At 39.8% G+C, this 18,778-nt stretch carries 16 protein-coding genes; 5 read left to right on the top strand and 11 right to left on the bottom strand.

The window, feature by feature from the left end; translation table 11 throughout:
* Nucleotides 1-60: 60 nt before the first annotated feature.
* Genes rpoZ through NE558_RS10830 form a run of 4 tightly spaced genes read right to left on the bottom strand, consistent with a single transcriptional unit; the run spans nt 61 to nt 2,126 of the window.
* Nucleotides 61-354, bottom strand: coding sequence for a DNA-directed RNA polymerase subunit omega (gene rpoZ / locus NE558_RS10845; protein WP_066051749.1), 294 nt, complete (start codon nt 352-354; stop codon nt 61-63).
* Between the two features lie 2 nt (nt 355-356).
* Nucleotides 357-965 carry a guanylate kinase gene (gene gmk, locus NE558_RS10840; RefSeq protein ID WP_256150079.1) on the bottom strand — a complete coding sequence of 203 codons (609 nt, stop codon included), beginning with the start codon at nt 963-965 and terminating at the stop codon, nt 357-359.
* A gap of 2 nt (nt 966-967) precedes the next feature.
* Nucleotides 968-1,225 (bottom strand): DUF370 domain-containing protein, encoded by a 258-nt coding sequence (locus NE558_RS10835; protein ID WP_066051757.1) that lies wholly within the window; start codon nt 1,223-1,225, stop codon nt 968-970.
* A gap of 13 nt (nt 1,226-1,238) precedes the next feature.
* A complete protein-coding gene (locus tag NE558_RS10830) occupies nt 1,239-2,126 on the bottom strand; it encodes a YicC/YloC family endoribonuclease (RefSeq protein ID WP_256150078.1) in 888 nt (295 codons plus the stop codon).
* Nucleotides 2,127-2,432: 306 nt separating this feature from the next.
* On the opposite strand from NE558_RS10830, the gene NE558_RS10825 reads away from it, so the two are divergent.
* Together NE558_RS10825 and NE558_RS10820 are read left to right on the top strand one after the other, a co-directional pair.
* Complete coding sequence (locus NE558_RS10825; protein ID WP_256150077.1) at nt 2,433-4,199, top strand: Rqc2 family fibronectin-binding protein; 1,767 nt, start codon at nt 2,433-2,435, stop codon at nt 4,197-4,199.
* Nucleotides 4,200-4,438: 239 nt separating this feature from the next.
* On the top strand, nt 4,439-5,770 hold the full coding sequence (locus NE558_RS10820; RefSeq protein ID WP_256150076.1) for an MATE family efflux transporter: 1,332 nt from the start codon (nt 4,439-4,441) through the stop codon (nt 5,768-5,770).
* A 50-nt stretch (nt 5,771-5,820) separates the two neighbouring features.
* On the opposite strand, the gene rny is transcribed toward NE558_RS10820, so the two are convergent.
* The 5 genes from rny to NE558_RS10795 form a co-directional block, all read right to left on the bottom strand.
* Nucleotides 5,821-7,359: a ribonuclease Y gene (rny, locus tag NE558_RS10815; protein ID WP_334303608.1), complete on the bottom strand. Its 1,539-nt coding sequence runs from the start codon at nt 7,357-7,359 to the stop codon at nt 5,821-5,823.
* A gap of 210 nt (nt 7,360-7,569) precedes the next feature.
* The gene (locus tag NE558_RS10810; protein WP_256150075.1) at nt 7,570-9,006 is read right to left on the bottom strand and encodes an Rne/Rng family ribonuclease; all 1,437 of its coding nucleotides are present in this window, start codon (nt 9,004-9,006) and stop codon (nt 7,570-7,572) included.
* 24 nt (nt 9,007-9,030) lie between these two features.
* Nucleotides 9,031-9,873 carry a hypothetical protein gene (locus NE558_RS10805; protein ID WP_256150074.1) on the bottom strand — a complete coding sequence of 281 codons (843 nt, stop codon included), beginning with the start codon at nt 9,871-9,873 and terminating at the stop codon, nt 9,031-9,033.
* The gene (locus tag NE558_RS10800; protein WP_256150072.1) at nt 9,870-10,343 is read right to left on the bottom strand and encodes a M23 family metallopeptidase; all 474 of its coding nucleotides are present in this window, start codon (nt 10,341-10,343) and stop codon (nt 9,870-9,872) included. The genes NE558_RS10805 and NE558_RS10800 overlap by 4 nt, the downstream gene beginning before the upstream one ends.
* A 4-nt stretch (nt 10,344-10,347) precedes the next feature.
* Nucleotides 10,348-10,716, bottom strand: coding sequence for a hypothetical protein (locus NE558_RS10795; protein ID WP_256150071.1), 369 nt, complete (start codon nt 10,714-10,716; stop codon nt 10,348-10,350).
* A gap of 284 nt (nt 10,717-11,000) precedes the next feature.
* On the opposite strand from NE558_RS10795, the gene rsgA reads away from it, so the two are divergent.
* Both rsgA and NE558_RS10785 read left to right on the top strand, forming a co-directional pair.
* A complete protein-coding gene (rsgA, locus tag NE558_RS10790) occupies nt 11,001-12,077 on the top strand; it encodes a ribosome small subunit-dependent GTPase A (RefSeq protein ID WP_305145047.1) in 1,077 nt (358 codons plus the stop codon).
* Between the two features lie 161 nt (nt 12,078-12,238).
* Nucleotides 12,239-12,661 carry a DUF523 domain-containing protein gene (locus NE558_RS10785; protein ID WP_256150070.1) on the top strand — a complete coding sequence of 141 codons (423 nt, stop codon included), beginning with the start codon at nt 12,239-12,241 and terminating at the stop codon, nt 12,659-12,661.
* Between the two features lie 159 nt (nt 12,662-12,820).
* Here the strand turns inward: NE558_RS10785 and NE558_RS10780 are convergent, their stop codons facing one another.
* Nucleotides 12,821-13,234, bottom strand: a complete 414-nt coding sequence (locus NE558_RS10780; RefSeq protein ID WP_256150069.1) for a hypothetical protein — start codon at nt 13,232-13,234, stop codon at nt 12,821-12,823.
* A gap of 133 nt (nt 13,235-13,367) precedes the next feature.
* On the opposite strand from NE558_RS10780, the gene addB reads away from it, so the two are divergent.
* Nucleotides 13,368-16,754 (top strand): helicase-exonuclease AddAB subunit AddB, encoded by a 3,387-nt coding sequence (addB, locus tag NE558_RS10775; protein ID WP_256150068.1) that lies wholly within the window; start codon nt 13,368-13,370, stop codon nt 16,752-16,754.
* Nucleotides 16,755-16,919: 165 nt separating this feature from the next.
* Here the strand turns inward: addB and NE558_RS10770 are convergent, their stop codons facing one another.
* A complete protein-coding gene (locus tag NE558_RS10770; RefSeq protein ID WP_256150067.1) occupies nt 16,920-18,665 on the bottom strand; it encodes an ABC transporter ATP-binding protein in 1,746 nt (581 codons plus the stop codon).
* Nucleotides 18,666-18,778 lie beyond the last annotated feature (113 nt).

The following is an 18,778-nucleotide window of genomic DNA, read 5'->3' as shown; positions in this document are numbered from 1 at the left end:
TAAACAAAATTTCTTCGCAAAATCCTGCGTAAGATACCTAATGTTTATCGCCCTCAATTCTTAGTCTTCCGTTGGTTCCATAAATTCCGCAGTGTCATCTCTGAGAATCATTTCACCCTCATAAATAACTTCTTTGGCTTGGCGCACCTTGATTCGCCCTTCGTAAAGCTCATTCACTGCAATAGAAACGGGTTTATCTACTTTAATCTTACTTACCAAAGGCTCTGCATGATCCACAAGCTGTCTTGCTCTTTTTGCTGCTGCAATCACGATGGTATATCTGCTGCCTAAAGTAATATCGTCGGTTTCTTCATTGATAACTTCCAATAAATCTGTATAAGAAGGTCTTAACATTCCTACATCTCTCCTTTAAATATCTTTTTTATGTTGGGATTTCTGCTGCATTTCATCCTTTCAGCCTGAACAATTGCAAGCAAATCCTCCGTAGCCTCTTCAACGGTATCGTTAATCACCACATAATCGTATTCTTGAGCCAATTCCATTTCTTCCAATGCTCTATGAATTCTGCGGTTTATGGTATCTTTATCTTCAGTGCCCCGATTGGTGAGTCGTCTGCCCAATTCTTCTAAATTTGGAGGCATTAAAAAAACCAAAACCCCATCAGGATAAATTTTCTTCACCTGAAGTGCACCTTGTACTTCAATCTCAAGGATCACATTTTTCCCTTGTGTCAACTGCTCTACCACATATTTACGAGGTGTTCCATAATAGTTCCCGCAAAATTCTGCCCACTCCAAAAGCTCTTTATGCTCCTGCATGCGCAAAAACTCTTCTCTTGTATGGAAGAAATAATGCACCCCATCAATTTCATAATCTCTGGGTGTTCTTGTCGTTGCCGAAATAGATAGCGAAAAATTATCTCTTTTGCAAAGCTGTTCCACCACCGTCCCCTTGCCTGAACCGGAAGGCCCGGAAATAATTAGCAATACACCTTGTTTCTTCATTGTTAATTCCCCTTCTGCTCTGATAAAAGCCTGCCGCCCACTGTTTCAGGCATATTGGGTGAAAGCACCAAATGCCCGTTATCCATTATAATCACGCAACGGGTTTTTCTGCCATAGGTTGCATCGATTAAATTTCCTTTTTCTTTCCCTTCTTGCACAATACGCTTAATTGGGGCAGAATCAGGGCTGACAATGGCAATTACCCGATTTGCAGATACTACATTTCCATACCCGATATTTAAAAATTGAATTTTTTCCATGCCGCCACCCCAACTACTCTAAATTTTGAATCTGTTCGCGAATTTTTTCAATTTCACTTTTTAGTTCGATGGTTGCCTGCACAATTTGTATATCATTTGCCTTAGAAGCAATGGTATTGGATTCTCTGTTCATTTCTTGCACAAGGAAATCAAGCTTTCTCCCCACCTGTCCGCCTCTTTCCAAAATATCAGCAAGCTGAACCAAGTGACTTTCCAAACGGGTAATTTCCTCATCTACACAACCTCTGTCGGCAAAAACCGCAACCTCCGTTGCAATGCGCTGGGGGTCAACGTCAATACCACCCAATAAATCCTTCAAACGGTTATTCAATTTTTCCCTATATTCCTCAACAACCAAAGGGGAACGCAACTTTACTTCTTGAACCAAAGTCTGAATTCGTTTTCCCTTTGCCAAAATATCTTTTTTCAAAGCTTCCCCTTCTGTTTGACGCATGGAAGCAAAACGAGTTACCGCTTCATCTAAAGCAGGTAGTAATGCATCCCAAATAACAGATTCATCCTTTTGAGGTTTTTCCACTGTAATTACGTCAGGAAACTTTGCTGTCAAATCCAAAAGGTTGCCGCCTTCAAAGCCAATGCTATCCTGCAACACCTTAAGCTTCTCATAGTACGCCTTTGCTAAGGCTTCATTTAGCTTTACCTCAACATCATCCGATGCAAAGGTTTCAAAGCTGACATATACATCCGTCTTTCCACGAAAAACCTGTTGCATAATATGCTTTTTAATTTTGTCTTCAAGGCTAGCCAAAGAACGGGGTAATTTAATACTTATATCATTATATCTATGATTTACGGATTTTAGTTCTATGGTAAATTTTCTGTCCTCAGCAATGTGTTCACCTCGGCCGTATCCCGTCATACTTCTAACATTTGTACCCATATCCTTTTTCCTCTCTGTGCGTTCACTTCAATTTTCATTACAAAATCGAGGCTTCTTTTGTTGACCGGTGTATTTTACCACCAAACTCAAAAAAGCCTGCAAAAGACCAAAAACCCATATGACGTGAGTCGATCCTTCAGACATACATTGTTCCCCATTATAGCCTATGAACACATAAATATCAAGAAAAACCTAGAAAATAGCCTTTTATTTTTAATCAAATTTTAATTTTTCTCCTTCGTGTAATATTCTTCCTGCTATGTTATACTATACCGACACATAAAAACAATAAAGGAGGAACGTCCCATGGCTTTAGACGGTATCACCGCAGCAGCTATCGTACACGAACTGAAAACGAACCTTATCGGCGGCAGAATTGACAAAATTCATCAACCTGTGGCAGATGAAATACGTTTTTCAGTAAGAGGTGCGGGCGTTGTCCATAAAATATTAGCTTCCGCAAATTCCAGTAATCCAAGAATACATTTTACCGAAACGGCAAGGGAAAACCCTATGACAGCGCCTTTGTTCTGCATGGTTTTGCGTAAGCACATTGCAGGGGGCAAAATTATGGATATTTGTCAGCCTAATTTTGAGCGTATTATTATGATAAAAATTGAATCCGCAAATGAAATGGGCGATATGACTGTAAAAAATTTAATATTAGAAATTATGGGGAAGCACAGCAATCTTATTTTGACCGACGAAAACGGACGAATCTTAGATTCCATCAAGCGGGTTTCCCACGAAAAAAGCTCGGTGAGAGAAGTATTGCCCGGGAAAGATTATGTTCTCCCTCCCTCACAAAACAAAAAAAATCCTCTTTTGGCAGAGCAAGGTGACTTTTTATTCTCTCTCGCTCTACAGGCTGGACAAAAGCTGCAAGAATTTTTATATAAAACCTACACAGGAATCAGCCCCATTATGGCAGGAGAGATTTGCTTCCGTGCCGATTTAGAGCCCTCCGATACCTGCCAGCAAATAACACCTGAGAAGGGTGAAGCCTTATTTACAGCCTTTCAGGCTGTTATGGAGGAAGTTAAGCTTTCAAACTTTACACCAAAACTGTATTACCATCCCAATTCCAATCGTGTTTTGGATTTCGGTGTAATAGATATGATAGAATTTAAAGCCTTCCAGCAAAAAACTTTTCCTTCTATATCGGCACTTTTGGAAAGCTTTTATCAAGAACGGGATCATGCTTCCCATATCAAGCAAAAAGCCCACGATATGCGTCGGTTGGTTAGCTCGAACATTGAACGTTGTATAAAGAAAAAGGAAATACAGTTAAAAACCCGCAAAGATGTGGCAGCAATGGAAAGCTGGCGCAAAAAGGGCGAGCTTCTAACTGCCAATATTTATGCCATCCCTCAAGGGGCTACTACCTTCCGAACTATAGATTTTTATGACGAGACCATGGGTGAAATCGAGATTTCCTTAGACCCTACAAAAACTCCTTCAGAGAACGCCCAAAAATATTTCTCCCGTTACAATAAAGCAAAAAGGACTCTTACTGCTTTAGAAATACAGGAAAAACAAAATGATGAAGAGCTTGTTTATTTAGAAAGTGTACTAAATGCACTGGAAAACGCCTCTGATGAAGCAGATTTGGCGGAAATCAGAACAGAATTGGCGGAAAGTGGGTTTGTACGTCGCCAAGCACCAAAAAAAGGTGCCCCTAAGGCAAAAAAAGCAAAACCTTTGCATTTTACCTCCTCAGATGGCTATGAAATATATGTGGGGAAGAGCAATCTGCAAAATGATGAGCTTACACTACGCTTTGCAGACAGCATGGATATCTGGCTGCATACCAAAGAAATTCCCGGTTCCCATGTCATCATTCGCACAAATGGTACAGGCATCGCCAGCGATACTGCATTGGAAGAAGCTTCAAATTTAGCCGCCTTCTATAGCAAAGCCAAAAACAGCAGCATGGTTCCTGTTGACTATACACAACGAAAAAATGTGAAAAAGCCTAACGGAGCCAAGCCGGGTATGGTCATTTATTTGACCAATCGTACCATTTACGTAACGCCCGATGAAGAAAAAGTGAACTCTATACAATCTATATGAGGAATCGCATTTGCAATGTAATTGCTCGTTAAAGTATAGGCGGAAAATTTCCGCCTATTTTTACGAATTTTCTAACCATTAAATTCAGTCATGCAAATATGCTAGATACTAATATGAAACAATTATAATGCAAAATAATAACTGGATTATTTGTGAGATGCTAACAGATAGACGTATGGCATTGAAAAGGAATTATGGGTGTTATTTTAGAACTACTTATATTGAATTGAGGTTTATTTATGCAAAACGAATTAGCAAAAGATTTTAACTTGTCCTCCCTTTTGCGTTTTACCCTGCCAACCATTACTATGCTGGTGTTTGTGGCGACCTATACGATTGTAGATGGTATCTTTGTTTCCCGCTACGTGGGCACAGAAGCTCTATCTGCCACAAATATTGTGTTTCCCCTTATTAATATATTAATGGGTGTGGGCATTATGCTTGGTACAGGAGGCAGTGCGGTCATTGGTCGTACATTAGGAGAAGGACGAATTGACGACGCACGAAGCAGCTTTACATTAATTGTTGCCTTTAGTGCAATATTGGGACTTATTCTTTCCAGTATTGCTTTTATCTTTATCATCCCTTTATGCCGCTTTTTAGGGGCAAATGATGCCCTTTTGCCTTATTGTGTTGACTACGGCAAAATTCTTATGTCGCTATATTTTGTTTCCGTGATTCAAGTACTGTTTCAAACCTTATTTGTAACAGCAGGTAAACCAAAACTGGGCTTATGGCTTAATGTAGTCTCCGGTATTTCGAATATCTTCTTAGACTATTTATTTATTGTAGTGCTGAATTGGGGCATAGCCGGTGCTGCTTGGGGTACTGCCGCAAGCTTCCTTATTGGAGGGTTATTCCCCCTTTGGTACTTCTCCAAACCAAGAGCAATTCTATATTTTGTAAAACCAAAATGGGATGGAAAAGCGATTCTCTCCAGCATTCTTAACGGTTCCTCAGAAATGGTAACCTCAGGCGCAGCAGCAGTGACTACATTTCTGTTTAATCTAACCATGATGAAAACACTCGGTCAAAATGGTGTTGCCGCAATCACCATCATCCTATATGCGCAATTTTTATTTTCAGCAGCTTATATGGGTTTTTCCAATGGGGCTGCGCCGATTTTCAGTTTCATTTACGGAAATCATAACAACGTAAAACTGAAAAAGATGTTTAGATTATGTGTTCAAATTATTTTGGTGTCATCAGTTGTTATCTCCGTTTTTTCATTTTTTATGGCAACGCCAACCATTTCTATTTTTTCGTCTCGAAATAGCGAGACCTATAAAATTGCACTCCACGGGTATCATATTTTTGCCTGGGCCTTCCTGTTTTCAGGTATCAATATCTTTACCTCATCATTTTTTACGGCATTGTCCAATGGATTGCTGTCAGCTATTATTTCTTTTTTAAGAACCTTCTTTTTCGTTACCGTTTGTATACTCTTCTTGCCTAATGTATTCGGCATCAATGGAATCTGGCTTGCCATTCCCATTGCAGAAGGTATGACCTCTATTTTAGCAATCAGTTTGCTCTATTTTGGTAATAAGCAATATCATTATTTGCACTAATAATTAAATTAACAAAAAATAAAGTCCACCAAAAATGGTGGACTTTATGCTTATTTTGCGTATTCAATTGCTCTGGTTTCTCGAATTAGATTAACCTTAATCTGTCCGGGATATTCCAGTTCTTCTTCGATCTTCTTGGCAATTTCTCTTGCAAGAAGCGTCATTCCCTCGTCATTTACATCCTCGGGTATTATCACAATTCGCAATTCACGGCCCGCTTGAATTGCAAAGGATTTTTCAACACCTTTGAAGTTGTCAGCAATTTCTTCCAACTTCTGTAATCTTTTAATATAAGATTCCAAAGTTTCACGTCTTGCACCAGGTCTAGCCGCAGAAATAGCATCTGCTGCCTGTACCAAAACAGCCACAATACTTTGGGGCTCCACATCACCGTGGTGTGCCTCTACCGCATTGATAATCAGCTGATTTTCCTTGTAGCGCTTCAACAGCCCTACACCGATGCTAACATGGGAACCTTCCATCTCATGATCCACACTTTTACCGATATCATGAAGCAAACCTGCTCTTTTTGCCAATGTTGTATCAACACCCAGCTCCGCAGCCATGAGTCCTGCCAAATGAGCAACCTCAATGGAATGCTTTAAAACATTCTGACCGTAACTGGTTCTATACTTCAATTTGCCCAATAGTCTAACAAGCTCTGGATGCAAACCGTTCACACCGGTTTCAAACGTAGCAGCCTCGCCCTCATCGCGCACGATAACTTCTACTTCTTTTCTAGCTTTTTCTACCATTTCCTCAATACGGGATGGATGAACACGCCCGTCTACAATGAGTTTTTCCAATGCAAGTCTAGCAATTTCCCTACGGATAGGATCGAAACCGGAAAGAATAACTGCTTCCGGCGTATCGTCAATAATTAAGTCAATACCCGTCAAAGTTTCCAAAGCACGGATATTTCTGCCTTCACGACCGATAATACGTCCCTTCATCTCATCATTTGGAAGCTGAACTACAGAAACTGTTGTCTCTGCCACGTGGTCAACCGCACATCTTTGAATTGCGTTGGCAACAATCTCTCTGGAGCGTCTGTCCGCCTCCAGCTTTGCCTTGCCTTCAATCTCTTTAATCATTAATGTTGCTTCATGTTTTACATCATTTTCTACCATAGCAAGAATATAATTCTTCGCTTCCTCGGTAGTTAAACCGGAGATGCGCTCCAATTCCTGCAATTGTTTTGCATGAAGTGCTTTTGTTTCTTCTTTTTGTTTTTCAAGATCTTCCATCTTTTTTGACATCTGCTCATCTTTTCTTTCCAAAGCTTCTGTCTTTTTGTCCAGAGTTTCTTCCTTCTGGAACAGTCTTCTTTCATTTCTCTGAAGCTCGTTTCTTCTGTCACGAACTTCCTTTTCTAACTCGTTTTTAGTTCTGATACTGTCTTCTTTGGCTTCCAGTAAAATTTCTTTTTTACGCCCTTCTGCTTCTTTTGCCGCATCCTCTACAATCTTCTTGGCTCTTTCTTCAGCCACACCGACCTTTGCTTCCGCAATACGTTTACGATAAAAGACACCACAGATGGCGCCTACTAGTATGCCAATCACAGCACAGATTACACTTATCGGCCCTATGAAAAACACCTCCCCTTATTCAGTTTTCAAAGTACATTTTCAAATTCTATTTTTTGTTTTCACATACCATAAGCAGTGTTATAAAACACCCTATCATTTTATTACTTTTTACCAGAAGTGTCAAGAAACAATTCAATACAATGAAGCGACAATAATAGAAAAGAACCGAAAACAAATGATTTTTTTCGTTTTCGGCTCAATTCCTCTAAATTATCTTTTTTTTTCTTTCATTATTTCATATAAAGAAAAACCCATATCCTTAGAGCTTTCACAACACACGGATTTTTGAAAGCGCTGAAAAAGCTTGTCCAAATAACCATTCTCCTGCCCGCAAAAAGCTTGCAACAGCCTGCCGTCTGCACGAACTGTCACCTGATTGTATATGGTGTTTGCCAAAATACTCTCAACTTCTCGGCGCATCTTCGTTACCGTCCAATCGATCGAAGGCATCCTGCCTAACCCCTCACATTGACGACATTTTGTTGTCATTTGCTTAGATAAACTGGGTCTTGTTTTCTTCCTTGTGATTTGCATCAGCCCCAATTCTGTCATTCCAACAACAATAGTCTTAATCCGATCATTTTTCACAGCACTCTCCAAGGCCTTTGTGACGATGTTTCTATTTTCTTGACTTGACATGTCAATAAAGTCAACAATTATAATTCCCGAAAGGTTCCGGAGGCGCAATTGCTTAGCCACTTCCTGCGCCGCTTCCATGTTGGTTTTTTGAATGGTTTTTTCCAGATCTCCCTTACCTGCGGATTTGCCCGAGTTTACATCAATCACCACACACGCCTCAGTTTCTTGAATCACCAAAAATCCGCCGTTTTTCAGCCATACCTTTTCATCCAAGGCTTTTTGACTTTGGCTTTCTACAAAATATTCCTCAAAAAGAGGCAGCTTTTCCTGATATAACAACAACCTTGGTTGTTTCTCTCCATTAAAATCTTCTGTTTTCAATAAATATTCATAGGTCTGTTGATCATTTACAACAAACTCATCAATTTTCTCACTATAGAAATCTCGAACTGCCTTTTCCACAGGCAGGCTTTGTTTAAGAAGCAAAGCAGGTGCCATTCTAAATTGAGCGTTTTCAATGATTTTTGCTTTTTCCAACAGAGACTGAAGCTCCTTTTGAAAGTCTTCCTCCGTTTTCCCTTCTCCATTGGTTCGAACCACTGCACCAAATCCCTTTGGCAAAACAGCTCTAACCCCTTCTCTGATACGGTTTCGCTCCCCATTATCTGTAATCTTTCGGGAAATACCAATTTCCCCTTCCTCTTGCACCAATACAACAAACTTTCCAGGATAGGAGATTGTTTGAGTCAAAACCGCTCCTTTGGATCCTGCTGCATCCTTTTCCACTTGAACAATCAAGGAATCTCCCACCTTGGGTCTGGATGGATTTTTTTCTTGGTCAGAAACAGCACGCTTGCTTCCGTAATAAAGGTAGCCCTTTTTATCACTGCCTATTTCCACAAAGCATGCCTGTAAATTGGGAATCACATTATCAACCCGCCCAACATACACATTTCCAACTAAGCTTTCTTCTTCCTTTGTTTCATAGTATAATTCCACCAGTTTGCCATCCTCTACTAAGGCAACTCTAGTGATACCTTCTTCAATATCTAGTAAAACCCGTTTCATGCAAACACCTACTTTATCAATCGTCTATTCCATATCATCATACCCGAATTGATAGGTTTTTGCACCAAAATCTTTTTGGTCGGCAATTTTCCACACCCACTGACTATCCTTTTCTGTAAATAATGCCAACATAACCCGCTCCTGTGACACTCCACCTTGGTTTTCACGAAAAAAATAAATATCTTCATAGGGATTCATATGTAAAGCCAACTCGAAGGGTGTTTCTTTTCCGGAAACAATCACTTCACGCAAAGGCTTCTCTGTATCGTTCAGCATCCCCGTATACAAGTTCTTTGCAATTTGCAAGAACTCATGCCGATTAACATAAATTAAATAAAGACCAACTGGTAAAATTAAAAAAGCACAAGGCTCAATAATTGAAAATAACACCCCAAAAACACAAAGTCCATAACCAACACCATAGCCTGCTTTTGTTAGCCAGCTTGCGGCCCGCAATGTTCCTTTCCATTTCCCCAGAATCTCAAGCCAAATCCGCCCTCCTTCTAAGGGCAAAAAAGGCAAAAGGCGAAGTCCTGCCAGTAATAGTGAAAGAACTGCAACGTTCTTTTTTTCGAATCCAAACAGTATAATACTCAGTAAAATCCCCAAAACACTGCCAATAAAATGCAGTCTCAGTCTTTTATCAAAGGCAATGTTTGCACTTTCAAAGTCGGCTCTGATACCCAAAGGCGTAAATAACCAATACCGCACCCTTAGTCCCTTACGTCTACTAAAAATAGCATAGCCTCCTTCTTGAATTGCCCAGCAAAAAAGCATGTCCCAAAACAAGGCGCCCATCCCAAAATAAAATAAAATTGATGCAAATAAAAGAAACAGTGGATGGAATTTCACCTTAGTCTTTATCATATACTCGCCCCCCTTGCAGCATATTCTGCCGCAACTTCCTGTGTATATTTTAAATTAACATAATCCATTGGATCTATGAGCTTTCCGTTCTTCCAAAGGCTGTAATGCAAATGAGGGCCTGTGGATAACCCTGAATTTCCGGATTTCGCAACAACCTGCCCTTGCTTCACTTTTTCCCCTTCTTTCACCAAAATCTCAGAAAGATGGGCATACATCACCTTGTACCCGTCATTTGTTTCATATTCCAACACATGGCCAAAGGTAGCAGAGGTGCGAATTTCCGTAACCACCCCGCTACGTACTGCGGCCACTTCCGTTCCGATTCCCACCCCAATATCAATCCCATTGTGTAATTCCATTTTATTTAAAATAGGGTTATTCCTAACTCCGCAAGAAGAGGTAACTGTACCTTCGGCAGGGTTAATCCAGCCCTCTTGTTTTTTCTCCCAATTTACAAAAGACCACGCCAATACACTAGGGCGATTCCTCTAAGTCGGGCTTGTAAACCTTGTTTTCCTTAGGTTCCTTCTGATCATTATGGAAAGCTGGCAAAGTAATATTTTTATCCTTCCATAAAGCTGTAATTTTCTCTTTTGCCGTTGCAACATCTTCCGCGGGAATTTGATATGCAATGGTCTCCTTTAATTGTTTGCAAACTGCCTCTGATGTGTCTGTATGAAAAGCAGAAACCAAAACCAATGCCCCTGCCAAAATCACAGTTACATATGTACGAAAAACCAAAAGCCCCTGAGGTGAACTTTCACCAGGATTACGGCCTTCTCGTCTATCTCTCATTCTTTTTTCCATTTCCATTCTGCGCCTTTTTCTTTCCTTATCTGTCATACCGCATCCCTCCTGATTTCAAATATATGCCCAAGATTCTAAAATATGAACGAGCATGAAAATGGATTTGAAATAAAAAATCTTTAACTATTTGCTTTCTGTTCAATCATTTGCTAAAATTAGCTTATAATAATACTGAAAGGGGATTGTGTATATGAAATGCAATTTTAACAGTACGGATATTGTAGGAAACAAGGAGGTTTTCAGAGCTTAAAATCTTCTAGAAACCTCCTTGTAGTATACAAAGAACACACAGTATACGAATTTTTACGGAGGTAATTTCATTGAATTTATTAGAAAACTATGGTATTTCTCAACGGTTTATACAAGAAGCCACCCTTTATCCGGAATATTCCTTAGGGAGGGTTATTGCTCAGCATAAGGGCATGTATCGTATCGCCAGCGCTGAAGGTGAACGTTTCGCTGAAATTTCTGGGAAGTTTTCCTATGAAGTAGAAACACTTTCTCAATATCCAGCAGTGGGGGACTTTGTTATGGTGTCCATTGGCAACACAGACAGCCCCGCCATCATCCACAAGATTTTAACAAGAAAAAGTGTATTTCAACGTGCCGCTTTAGGGCTTATTCATCAAGCTCAGGTAATCGCTGCAAATATAGACATGGTATTTATCTGCATGTCTCTCAACCAAAATTATAATTTGAGTCGTTTGGAGCGGTATTTGTCCATCGCTTGGGACAGCGGTGCTACACCCGTAATTCTACTGACCAAGAGTGATTTGTGTGAAAACATCTTACAAATTATGGAGGAAATCGAAACAGTGGCTATAGGTTGCGACGTAATCGTGACTTCCTCTTTCGATGCAAAAACAGTAGAAAAGCTTGCTCCCTTTCTAAAAAAAGGGATTACTGCCTCTTTTATCGGTTCTTCTGGGGTGGGTAAGTCAACGCTGATCAACCTTCTGGCGGGAACGCAGCTACTTGCTACAGCAGAAATTGACCAATATGATAAAGGTCGTCATACCACCACAGGGCGAGAAATGTTTTTATTACCCAATGGCGCCATCGTTATTGATACCCCTGGTATGCGTGAATTGGGTATTGCCAATGGGGATATGGAAAAAACTTTTTCAGATATTGAGGAGCTGGCAAAGCACTGCAAATTTAGAGATTGTTCTCACAACAATGAACCTGGTTGTGCTGTGCAAAAAGCAATTTCAGAGGGTCTGTTAGAGAACCGACGATTACAAAACTATTTTAAATTAAAACGTGAAACGGATTATGAAGGTCTCTCATCAAAAGAAATTGAAGAAAAGAAGCTGAATGAAATGTTTCGTGAAGTTGGCGGTATGAAAAAAGCCAAACATCACATCAAAAGCTTAAAGAAAAGTGGACACCATTAAAGGTATTGCTTTTTGTAGAGCTAGCGGAAATTAACTTCACTAGCACAGGATATTATAGTTCTTAGATGTATGAAATAATAATTAAGAGAGCATCCGTATTACGGATGCTCTTACTGAATAAAGCTCAATAATCTTTATTGTTAATGAAACGAGGCTTATATATGAATATCTTAGTCAGTGCTTGCCTAGTTGGGCAAAATTGTAAATATAACGGTCAGAATAACTATAATCAAAATGTTATGGATTTTATACAGGGCCATACTGTGCTACCCATCTGTCCCGAGCTGCTTGGAGGTCTCGGTTGTCCCAGAGACAGCGTGGAGCAAGTTGATGGTATTTTTATGACCAAAAACGGAAAAGACGTAACAAAAGAATTTCAAAAAGGTGTAGTTATTTCTATGGAAAGAATACAGGATAAAAAAATAGCTTTGGCGATTTTACAGTCCCGAAGTCCAACCTGCGGTGTAAATCAGATTTACGACGGAACCTTTCAAGGTAAGCTAATAAAAGGCGAAGGTCTTTTCGCAAAAACCTTAAAGGAAGCAGGCATACCTGTAAAGGATTGTGAGGATATTCATCCATAACACAGAAAAAGGCAGGAGCACCCTACCTTCTGAAACCAATATGTTAATTTAGAATTATTCTAAAATTTTTGTTTGCAAAACAAACTGACTCAAATAAACTTTCTTTTTTAAAGGGTGCCGGCAAAACCGACACCCTAAAGAGAAAACCCTTTTTCCTCTTTATTTCTTTGCCTCATCTAAACTTTTAGCGACTGCCTCCAAAATTGCCTGTGCTGAATATGCGTTTTTCTCAGAAACTTGAATGGTTAAGGATTGGGTCTTAATAACCTCTTTGCAAACCTCATCCGCCGCCGATTGCAAAAGTGGATAGAATACCATTGTGCTTTCGGAAACCTCTGATAACGCAACGTCTGCAATCTTTCCATCCTCAACGGTAACAGAAACCATTGCATTCTCATTGCCCAAGGCTACTTGGGTATGGTATACCCCATCCCGATATGTACCAGAATCATTATTTCCCAAGCTTAAGAAAAACCAAATCAGACCAACCAAAATAATGACGCCCAACACAGCAAACACTACCGTCTTGATGAGCTCCTTTAACTTTACTACCACAAATTTCGTGCCGCCCACCTTACTCCCTCCTAGAATACATTTCCTTAATCTTACCATATGTTTGTCACCTCCCCTTTATTCCGCTGTACAAGTTTGCCTTGAAAAAAAGCTTTCTGTTGGGTATCATGTTAAGAAAAAGGAGGATACCCAAATGGCATTGCGCTTTATCATCGGCACCGCCGGTACAGGAAAAACCCATCTTTGCATGGATGAAATTATTGAAAAACAAAAAATGGGTTTAGGACGCCAAATTTATATTGTGCCTGAACAATTTACCTCTCAGGCAGAACGTGATTTGATTGCCCAAAGCCCTCAAAATGCCATTCTCTTGGCTGAGGTTTTAAGCTTTGGCCGCCTAGCCCATCAGACCTTTTCAAAAAACGGCATGGGACGAAAGGCTCCTTTGGGAGACATTGGCAAATCCATGGCACTACAGAAGGTTCTTTTGGATGAAAAAGAAAATCTCTCCTTTTTTGGCAATGTAATGAACAAGACCGGTTTTATAGATCAACTTAGCTTGACAATTTCAGAATTTTTTCAATACTACATAGAACCAAGTCAGCTTCTTGAAAAAGCCCAAGCAGGGAGCCTCACTCAAGGTGTAACTGAAAAGTTGACAGACTTAGCGAAAATTTATGATGCCTATATCAAATTTACAAAAAAGGATTACATCTTGGCTGATGAAACCCTTTCCCTTTTGGCAGCACAGCTTTCTATAGAAAAACCCTTTCAAGAAACTGAAATATGGCTTGATGGTTTTTATGGCTTTACGCCTCAGGAGTATTCCGTAATCGAAAATTTGTTAAAGCTATCAACACAAGTAAACGTTACGCTGCCCATGGACGAAAAAAGCTTTCTCGCTCCATTTTTAGCTCAATCAGCACCTTTTTACGAGCCATATATCACGAAAAATAAATTAACTCGCATTGCTGAGGAAAATGGTATTCCTTTAGCGCCATCTGTTTTTCTTTCTGAAAATCACAGAGCAGAAACCAATGCATTAAAATCCTTGGAGAAATACTATTTTCAAGGTTATCATAAAAAATGCAGTCTGGCAGAAAGCATCAGCATCACCCCTTGCCCCACTAAGCAAGAGGAAATTACTTTTGCCGCTGGAAAAATCATCCGTCTTGTGCGGGAAAAAGGTCTTCGTTATAAAGAAATCGCCATTGTGACCAATGCAATGGGCGCTTATGAGAAAAGCCTGAGGAGTACTTTACGCGAATATGGCATTCCCTGCTTTATAGACAGCCGAAGGGAAATTACGTCCCATCCCCTAATTACTATGGTAACAGCACTGTTGGATTTGTTAATTTACGATTTTCGATATGAAAATGTATTTTCTTATTTGAAATCCGGCCTAATTCCCTTTACCTTTGAAGAGCAGGATGCGTTAGAAAATTACGTTCTTGCCTATGGAATTAAAGGCTATAAGTGGCAAAAAGAGAACTGGGAATACGGTTTAAAAAAAGAAGGAGAAGAAACCATTGCCTTTATGAACCTTTTACGGCAAAAATTTTTGGAACCATTTCAACCATTTTTGCAAATCAAAAGAAAAGGACGGCTCCCTCTAAAGGAATTCATTGCCCTTCTGTTTCAGCATTTGGAGACCCTTCATGTTGCCCAAACCCTTGTAACATGGACGGAAGATTCTATAGAAAAGGGGAATCCATCTAAGGCGGAGGAGCATCGACAAATTTGGCAGCTTCTACTACAAGTTCTGGATAAAGCAACGGAAATCTTGGGGGAAGAACCAATGACCATGGCAGAAGCTGCAAAAGTATTATCTGCCGGCCTTCAAAAGTGTACCATGGGTGTAATCCCCCCCACCACAGACTGCCTTGTGGTAGGAGATATTGAACGCTCCCGCCTGCCGGAAATTAAGTATCTCTTTGTCCTTGGTGTGAATGAAGGTGTCCTGCCTTCTCCCTCTCAACCCCAAGGAATTTTTACCGAAGCGGAACGTCAACTTTTAACGGAAACAGGTATGGAACTGGCAAACGGCGGAAAGCAAAAGGCTTTTGAAGAACAGTTTTTAATTTATCGTGGCCTTACTAGGCCTTCCCAAGGCTTATTTTTAACCTTTGCAAACGGCAACACGGAAGGAAAAGCTCTTTTTCCGTCGCCTCTTATTGACCGTCTTTGCCGAATGGACAGCACTTTACAGATTCAATCTTACTCTGTGTTCCAAGCAGAAGAAATGGTTCCTGCCTCCGCTTTTCATCTACTGGGCGAAAAAATGCGAAATCACCAAAAAGATATCCCAATGGAGCCCCTTTGGCAGGATATCTACAGCTTTTTTGCTACCGAACCAATCTGGGTAAAACGGTTATCCTTACTGCGTAAAGGCTTCATCACTACAAAAAAGCAAGAACGTCTCTCTGTAAAAACAATCAGAAGTTTATACGGTGAAAAGATTTTCTCCAGCGTGTCCCGTTTAGAACGTTTTGCCGCCTGCCCCTTTTCCTACTTTGCTGAATATGGGCTTAAAGCAACAGAGAGAAAGCTATATCAACTGCACACCCCTGATTTGGGATTATTATTCCATGAGGTGCTGGAGCTATTTTCCAATAAGATTCAAACAGAGAATATTCCTTGGGGTTCCCTCTCTCAAGAAAAAACGGAAGAAATGATTTATGAGGCCGTTGACCTAGCCGCACCTAAGTTGGGAGAAGCGGTTTTAATGGATTCTGCGGCAAATCAATACCTTATCCGCCGCTTAAAACGCATTTCAGCCCGTGCTGCTTGGACATTGGTACGGCATTTGAAAAACGGAGATTTTGTGCCCGCTGGTTATGAAATTGGCTTTGGCAATCACGAAGCTCTCCCCCCCATCGTAATCCAATTAGCAGAAGGAAAAGAATTGGTACTTTCGGGAAAAATAGACCGTGTGGATTTATTGGATGCCCAAGGAAAACGTTATGCAAAAATCATAGACTATAAATCTGGCTCAAAGGCCTTTAACTTTCAGGATATTTATTATGGCCTTCAACTACAGTTGCTGGTTTATTTAGATGCTTATTTAAAGCATTACAAAAAAACAGAAACACCGATAAAACCCGGTGGTGTATTTTACTTTAGAATTTCCGACCCTAATCTAGCACTCAACCAAGAGATGAGTGCAGAGGAAATTGAAGAAGCGTTATATCAAAAAATGCAAATGTCCGGTCTTATTTTGGAGGATGAAGCAGTTATTCAAGGCGTTGACCATATTTTTATGGAGGATACAAAAGGGAGAAGTTCTTCCATAGTCCCCGTTGGTTATACAAAAAAAGGGGATCCATCTTCCTCCGCTTATCTAGCTGATGAAGAACAATATAAAAAGCTCCTTTCTTTTGTTGTCAACCGCGGGAAAGAACTGGGAAATTCTATACAAAGTGGTGTGATTGCCCCTTCTCCTTATCGTAAAAATGATCAGACCCCTTGTACATATTGTCGTTTCAAATCCATTTGTCGTTATGATTATGATGATGAACCCAAATGGCGTAACCTAAAGAAAATAGCAAAAAAAGATTTTTGGGATATGATTGAGGAATAGGACAATAGTCCTTCCATACTTCCAGACACATCAAAAAGGCTGATTCAGAGAAATATCATTCTCTGGAATCAGCCTTTTACTCTTTTGTTGATGATTCCTGCAGCTGGTAAATTCGTAATTCCTGCATCTATATGTGCAAAATAGTTGTTATTTATTGATTTTCTATCATTTTGTATTCTCAATGCCTTCAAACTGCATGTTATAATAACGAGAATATATCCCATTCTTTTTCAGGAGCACCTCGTGCTTTCCTCTTTCTGCAATACCCTCATCCGTCAAAACCACAATTTCGTCAGCATTACGAATGGTGCTGAGTCTATGGGCAATAACGATTGTAGTTCTATTTTCCGAAAGTCTCTCCAAAGACTCTTGAATATATTTTTCGCTCTCATTATCTAGGGCAGAGGTAGCCTCGTCAAGAATCAAAATTTTTGGATTTTTCAAAAACACACGGGCAATGGCAATTCTTTGCTTTTGTCCTCCCGAAAGGCGAGTCCCCCTCTCTCCCACAAAAGTATCATAACCATCAGGAAGGGAGAGAATAAACTCATGAATATTAGCATTTTTAGCAGCCTCATGAATTTCTTCTTCTGTTGCGTTTAATCTGCCATAGGTAATATTATCCCGAATGTTTCCTGCGAAAATGTAAACATCCTGCTGTACAATGCCAATGGCAGAGCGCAAAGATTCTAAGGTTATAGAGCGAATGTCCTTCCCATCAATCAGCACGGCACCATCTGTAACTTCATAAAAACGGGGCAAAAGGGAACAAAAAGTGGTTTTTCCGCCTCCTGAAGGCCCTACTAAAGCCATTGTCTCCCCGGCTTTGATTTGCACACTCATATGATTCAATACCTTAATAGAATCATCATAGCTAAAAGACACATCACGAAATTCAATATCTCCCTTTACCTCAACCAACTCTGTAGCACCAATAGCATCAAAAATTTCCGGCTCTGTATCAAGAACCTCTATGAAACGTCGAAAACCTGCATAGCCTTTCTGGAATTGCTCGGTAAAATTCAGCAATAGCTCTATTGGGTTCATATAAATATTGACATACAAAACATAAAGTGCAAGGTCGGTGGCAACAAGCTCGTCCTTTGCGATTAATAATCCACCCACCACAATAATAATGGTATAGAAAAGGCCTTGAAAAAAGGAATTCCCCGCCATATAACCGCCCATGGTACGATAGCTTCTATTTTTGGATTCCAAAAAAGTTTGGTTGCTTTCTTGAAATCTTTCGTTTTCATATGCCTCATTCACAAAGGATTTCACCACGCGGATACCAGCAAGACTATCCTGCACACGGGAATTGACTCCTGAAATCTTTAATCTGTTATCCATAAAAATGGAACGCATCTTTTTATTTCTAAAGTAGGAAAAAAGAATCATAACGATTGTAACACCAATTAAAATCAACGTAAGCTTTCCATTCAAAAGAAACAAAATGATAAAAGAGCCAGTTATCTTTAGCACTGACATAAAAATATTCTCCGGTCCATGGTGAGCGAGCTCGGATATATCAAAAAGATCAGATACAATGCGAGACATCATATCCCCAGTGTTGTTTTTGTCATAATAGGAAAAACTCAGCTTCTGTAAATGAGAAAACAAATCCTGCCGCATATCACTTTCCATTCGGGCACCCATTATGTGCCCCCAAGAGGTAATAAAATATTGGGCAAAATAGCGCACCACATACATAACCAGCAATAAAATGCCCACATAGCCAATAATTTTTATGATTTTGTCCCCTTCTCCTAGAAAAATCCCTCGATTTAGAATATTTAGAATCAACGGGAAAGATAAATCAATGATTGAAACAATCAATGCACAAAATAAATCCATATAAAATAAAAAGCGATATGGCTTATAATATTTTATGAATTTTTGAAAAAGCTTCATAATGTTTTACATTCTCCTTTGTAAGTTTTGGGGCATCATACCCTAGTTTCTTAATGTACTATAACTTTATTAAACTGCTTTTTAATCTCTTATGTTTGTTTCATTATAACAAC

Origin of the sequence: Anaerotignum propionicum (assembly GCF_024461735.1) — a bacterium.
In the GTDB taxonomy this organism is placed as follows: domain Bacteria; phylum Bacillota; class Clostridia; order Lachnospirales; family Anaerotignaceae; genus Chakrabartyella.
The sequence above is the reverse complement of the archived record's forward strand: the minus strand, read 5'-3'. Positions and strand labels throughout refer to the sequence as shown.

Excerpts from the sequence above, each read along its gene's own strand:
- rpoZ (WP_066051749.1), bottom strand. The coding sequence starts at position 354 with ATGTTAAGACCTTCTTATACAGATTTATTGGAAGTTATCAATGAAGAA.
- NE558_RS10820 (WP_256150076.1), top strand. The coding sequence starts at position 4,439 with ATGCAAAACGAATTAGCAAAAGATTTTAACTTGTCCTCCCTTTTGCGT.
- NE558_RS10810 (WP_256150075.1), bottom strand. The coding sequence starts at position 9,006 with ATGAAACGGGTTTTACTAGATATTGAAGAAGGTATCACTAGAGTTGCC.
- NE558_RS10805 (WP_256150074.1), bottom strand. The coding sequence starts at position 9,873 with ATGATAAAGACTAAGGTGAAATTCCATCCACTGTTTCTTTTATTTGCA.
- NE558_RS10795 (WP_256150071.1), bottom strand. The coding sequence starts at position 10,716 with ATGACAGATAAGGAAAGAAAAAGGCGCAGAATGGAAATGGAAAAAAGA.
- NE558_RS10770 (WP_256150067.1), bottom strand. The coding sequence starts at position 18,665 with ATGAAGCTTTTTCAAAAATTCATAAAATATTATAAGCCATATCGCTTT.
- NE558_RS10835 (WP_066051757.1), bottom strand. The coding sequence starts at position 1,225 with ATGGAAAAAATTCAATTTTTAAATATCGGGTATGGAAATGTAGTATCT.
- addB (WP_256150068.1), top strand. The coding sequence starts at position 13,368 with ATGGCATTGCGCTTTATCATCGGCACCGCCGGTACAGGAAAAACCCAT.
- NE558_RS10830 (WP_256150078.1), bottom strand. The coding sequence starts at position 2,126 with ATGGGTACAAATGTTAGAAGTATGACGGGATACGGCCGAGGTGAACAC.
- NE558_RS10785 (WP_256150070.1), top strand. The coding sequence starts at position 12,239 with ATGAATATCTTAGTCAGTGCTTGCCTAGTTGGGCAAAATTGTAAATAT.
- NE558_RS10825 (WP_256150077.1), top strand. The coding sequence starts at position 2,433 with ATGGCTTTAGACGGTATCACCGCAGCAGCTATCGTACACGAACTGAAA.
- gmk (WP_256150079.1), bottom strand. The coding sequence starts at position 965 with ATGAAGAAACAAGGTGTATTGCTAATTATTTCCGGGCCTTCCGGTTCA.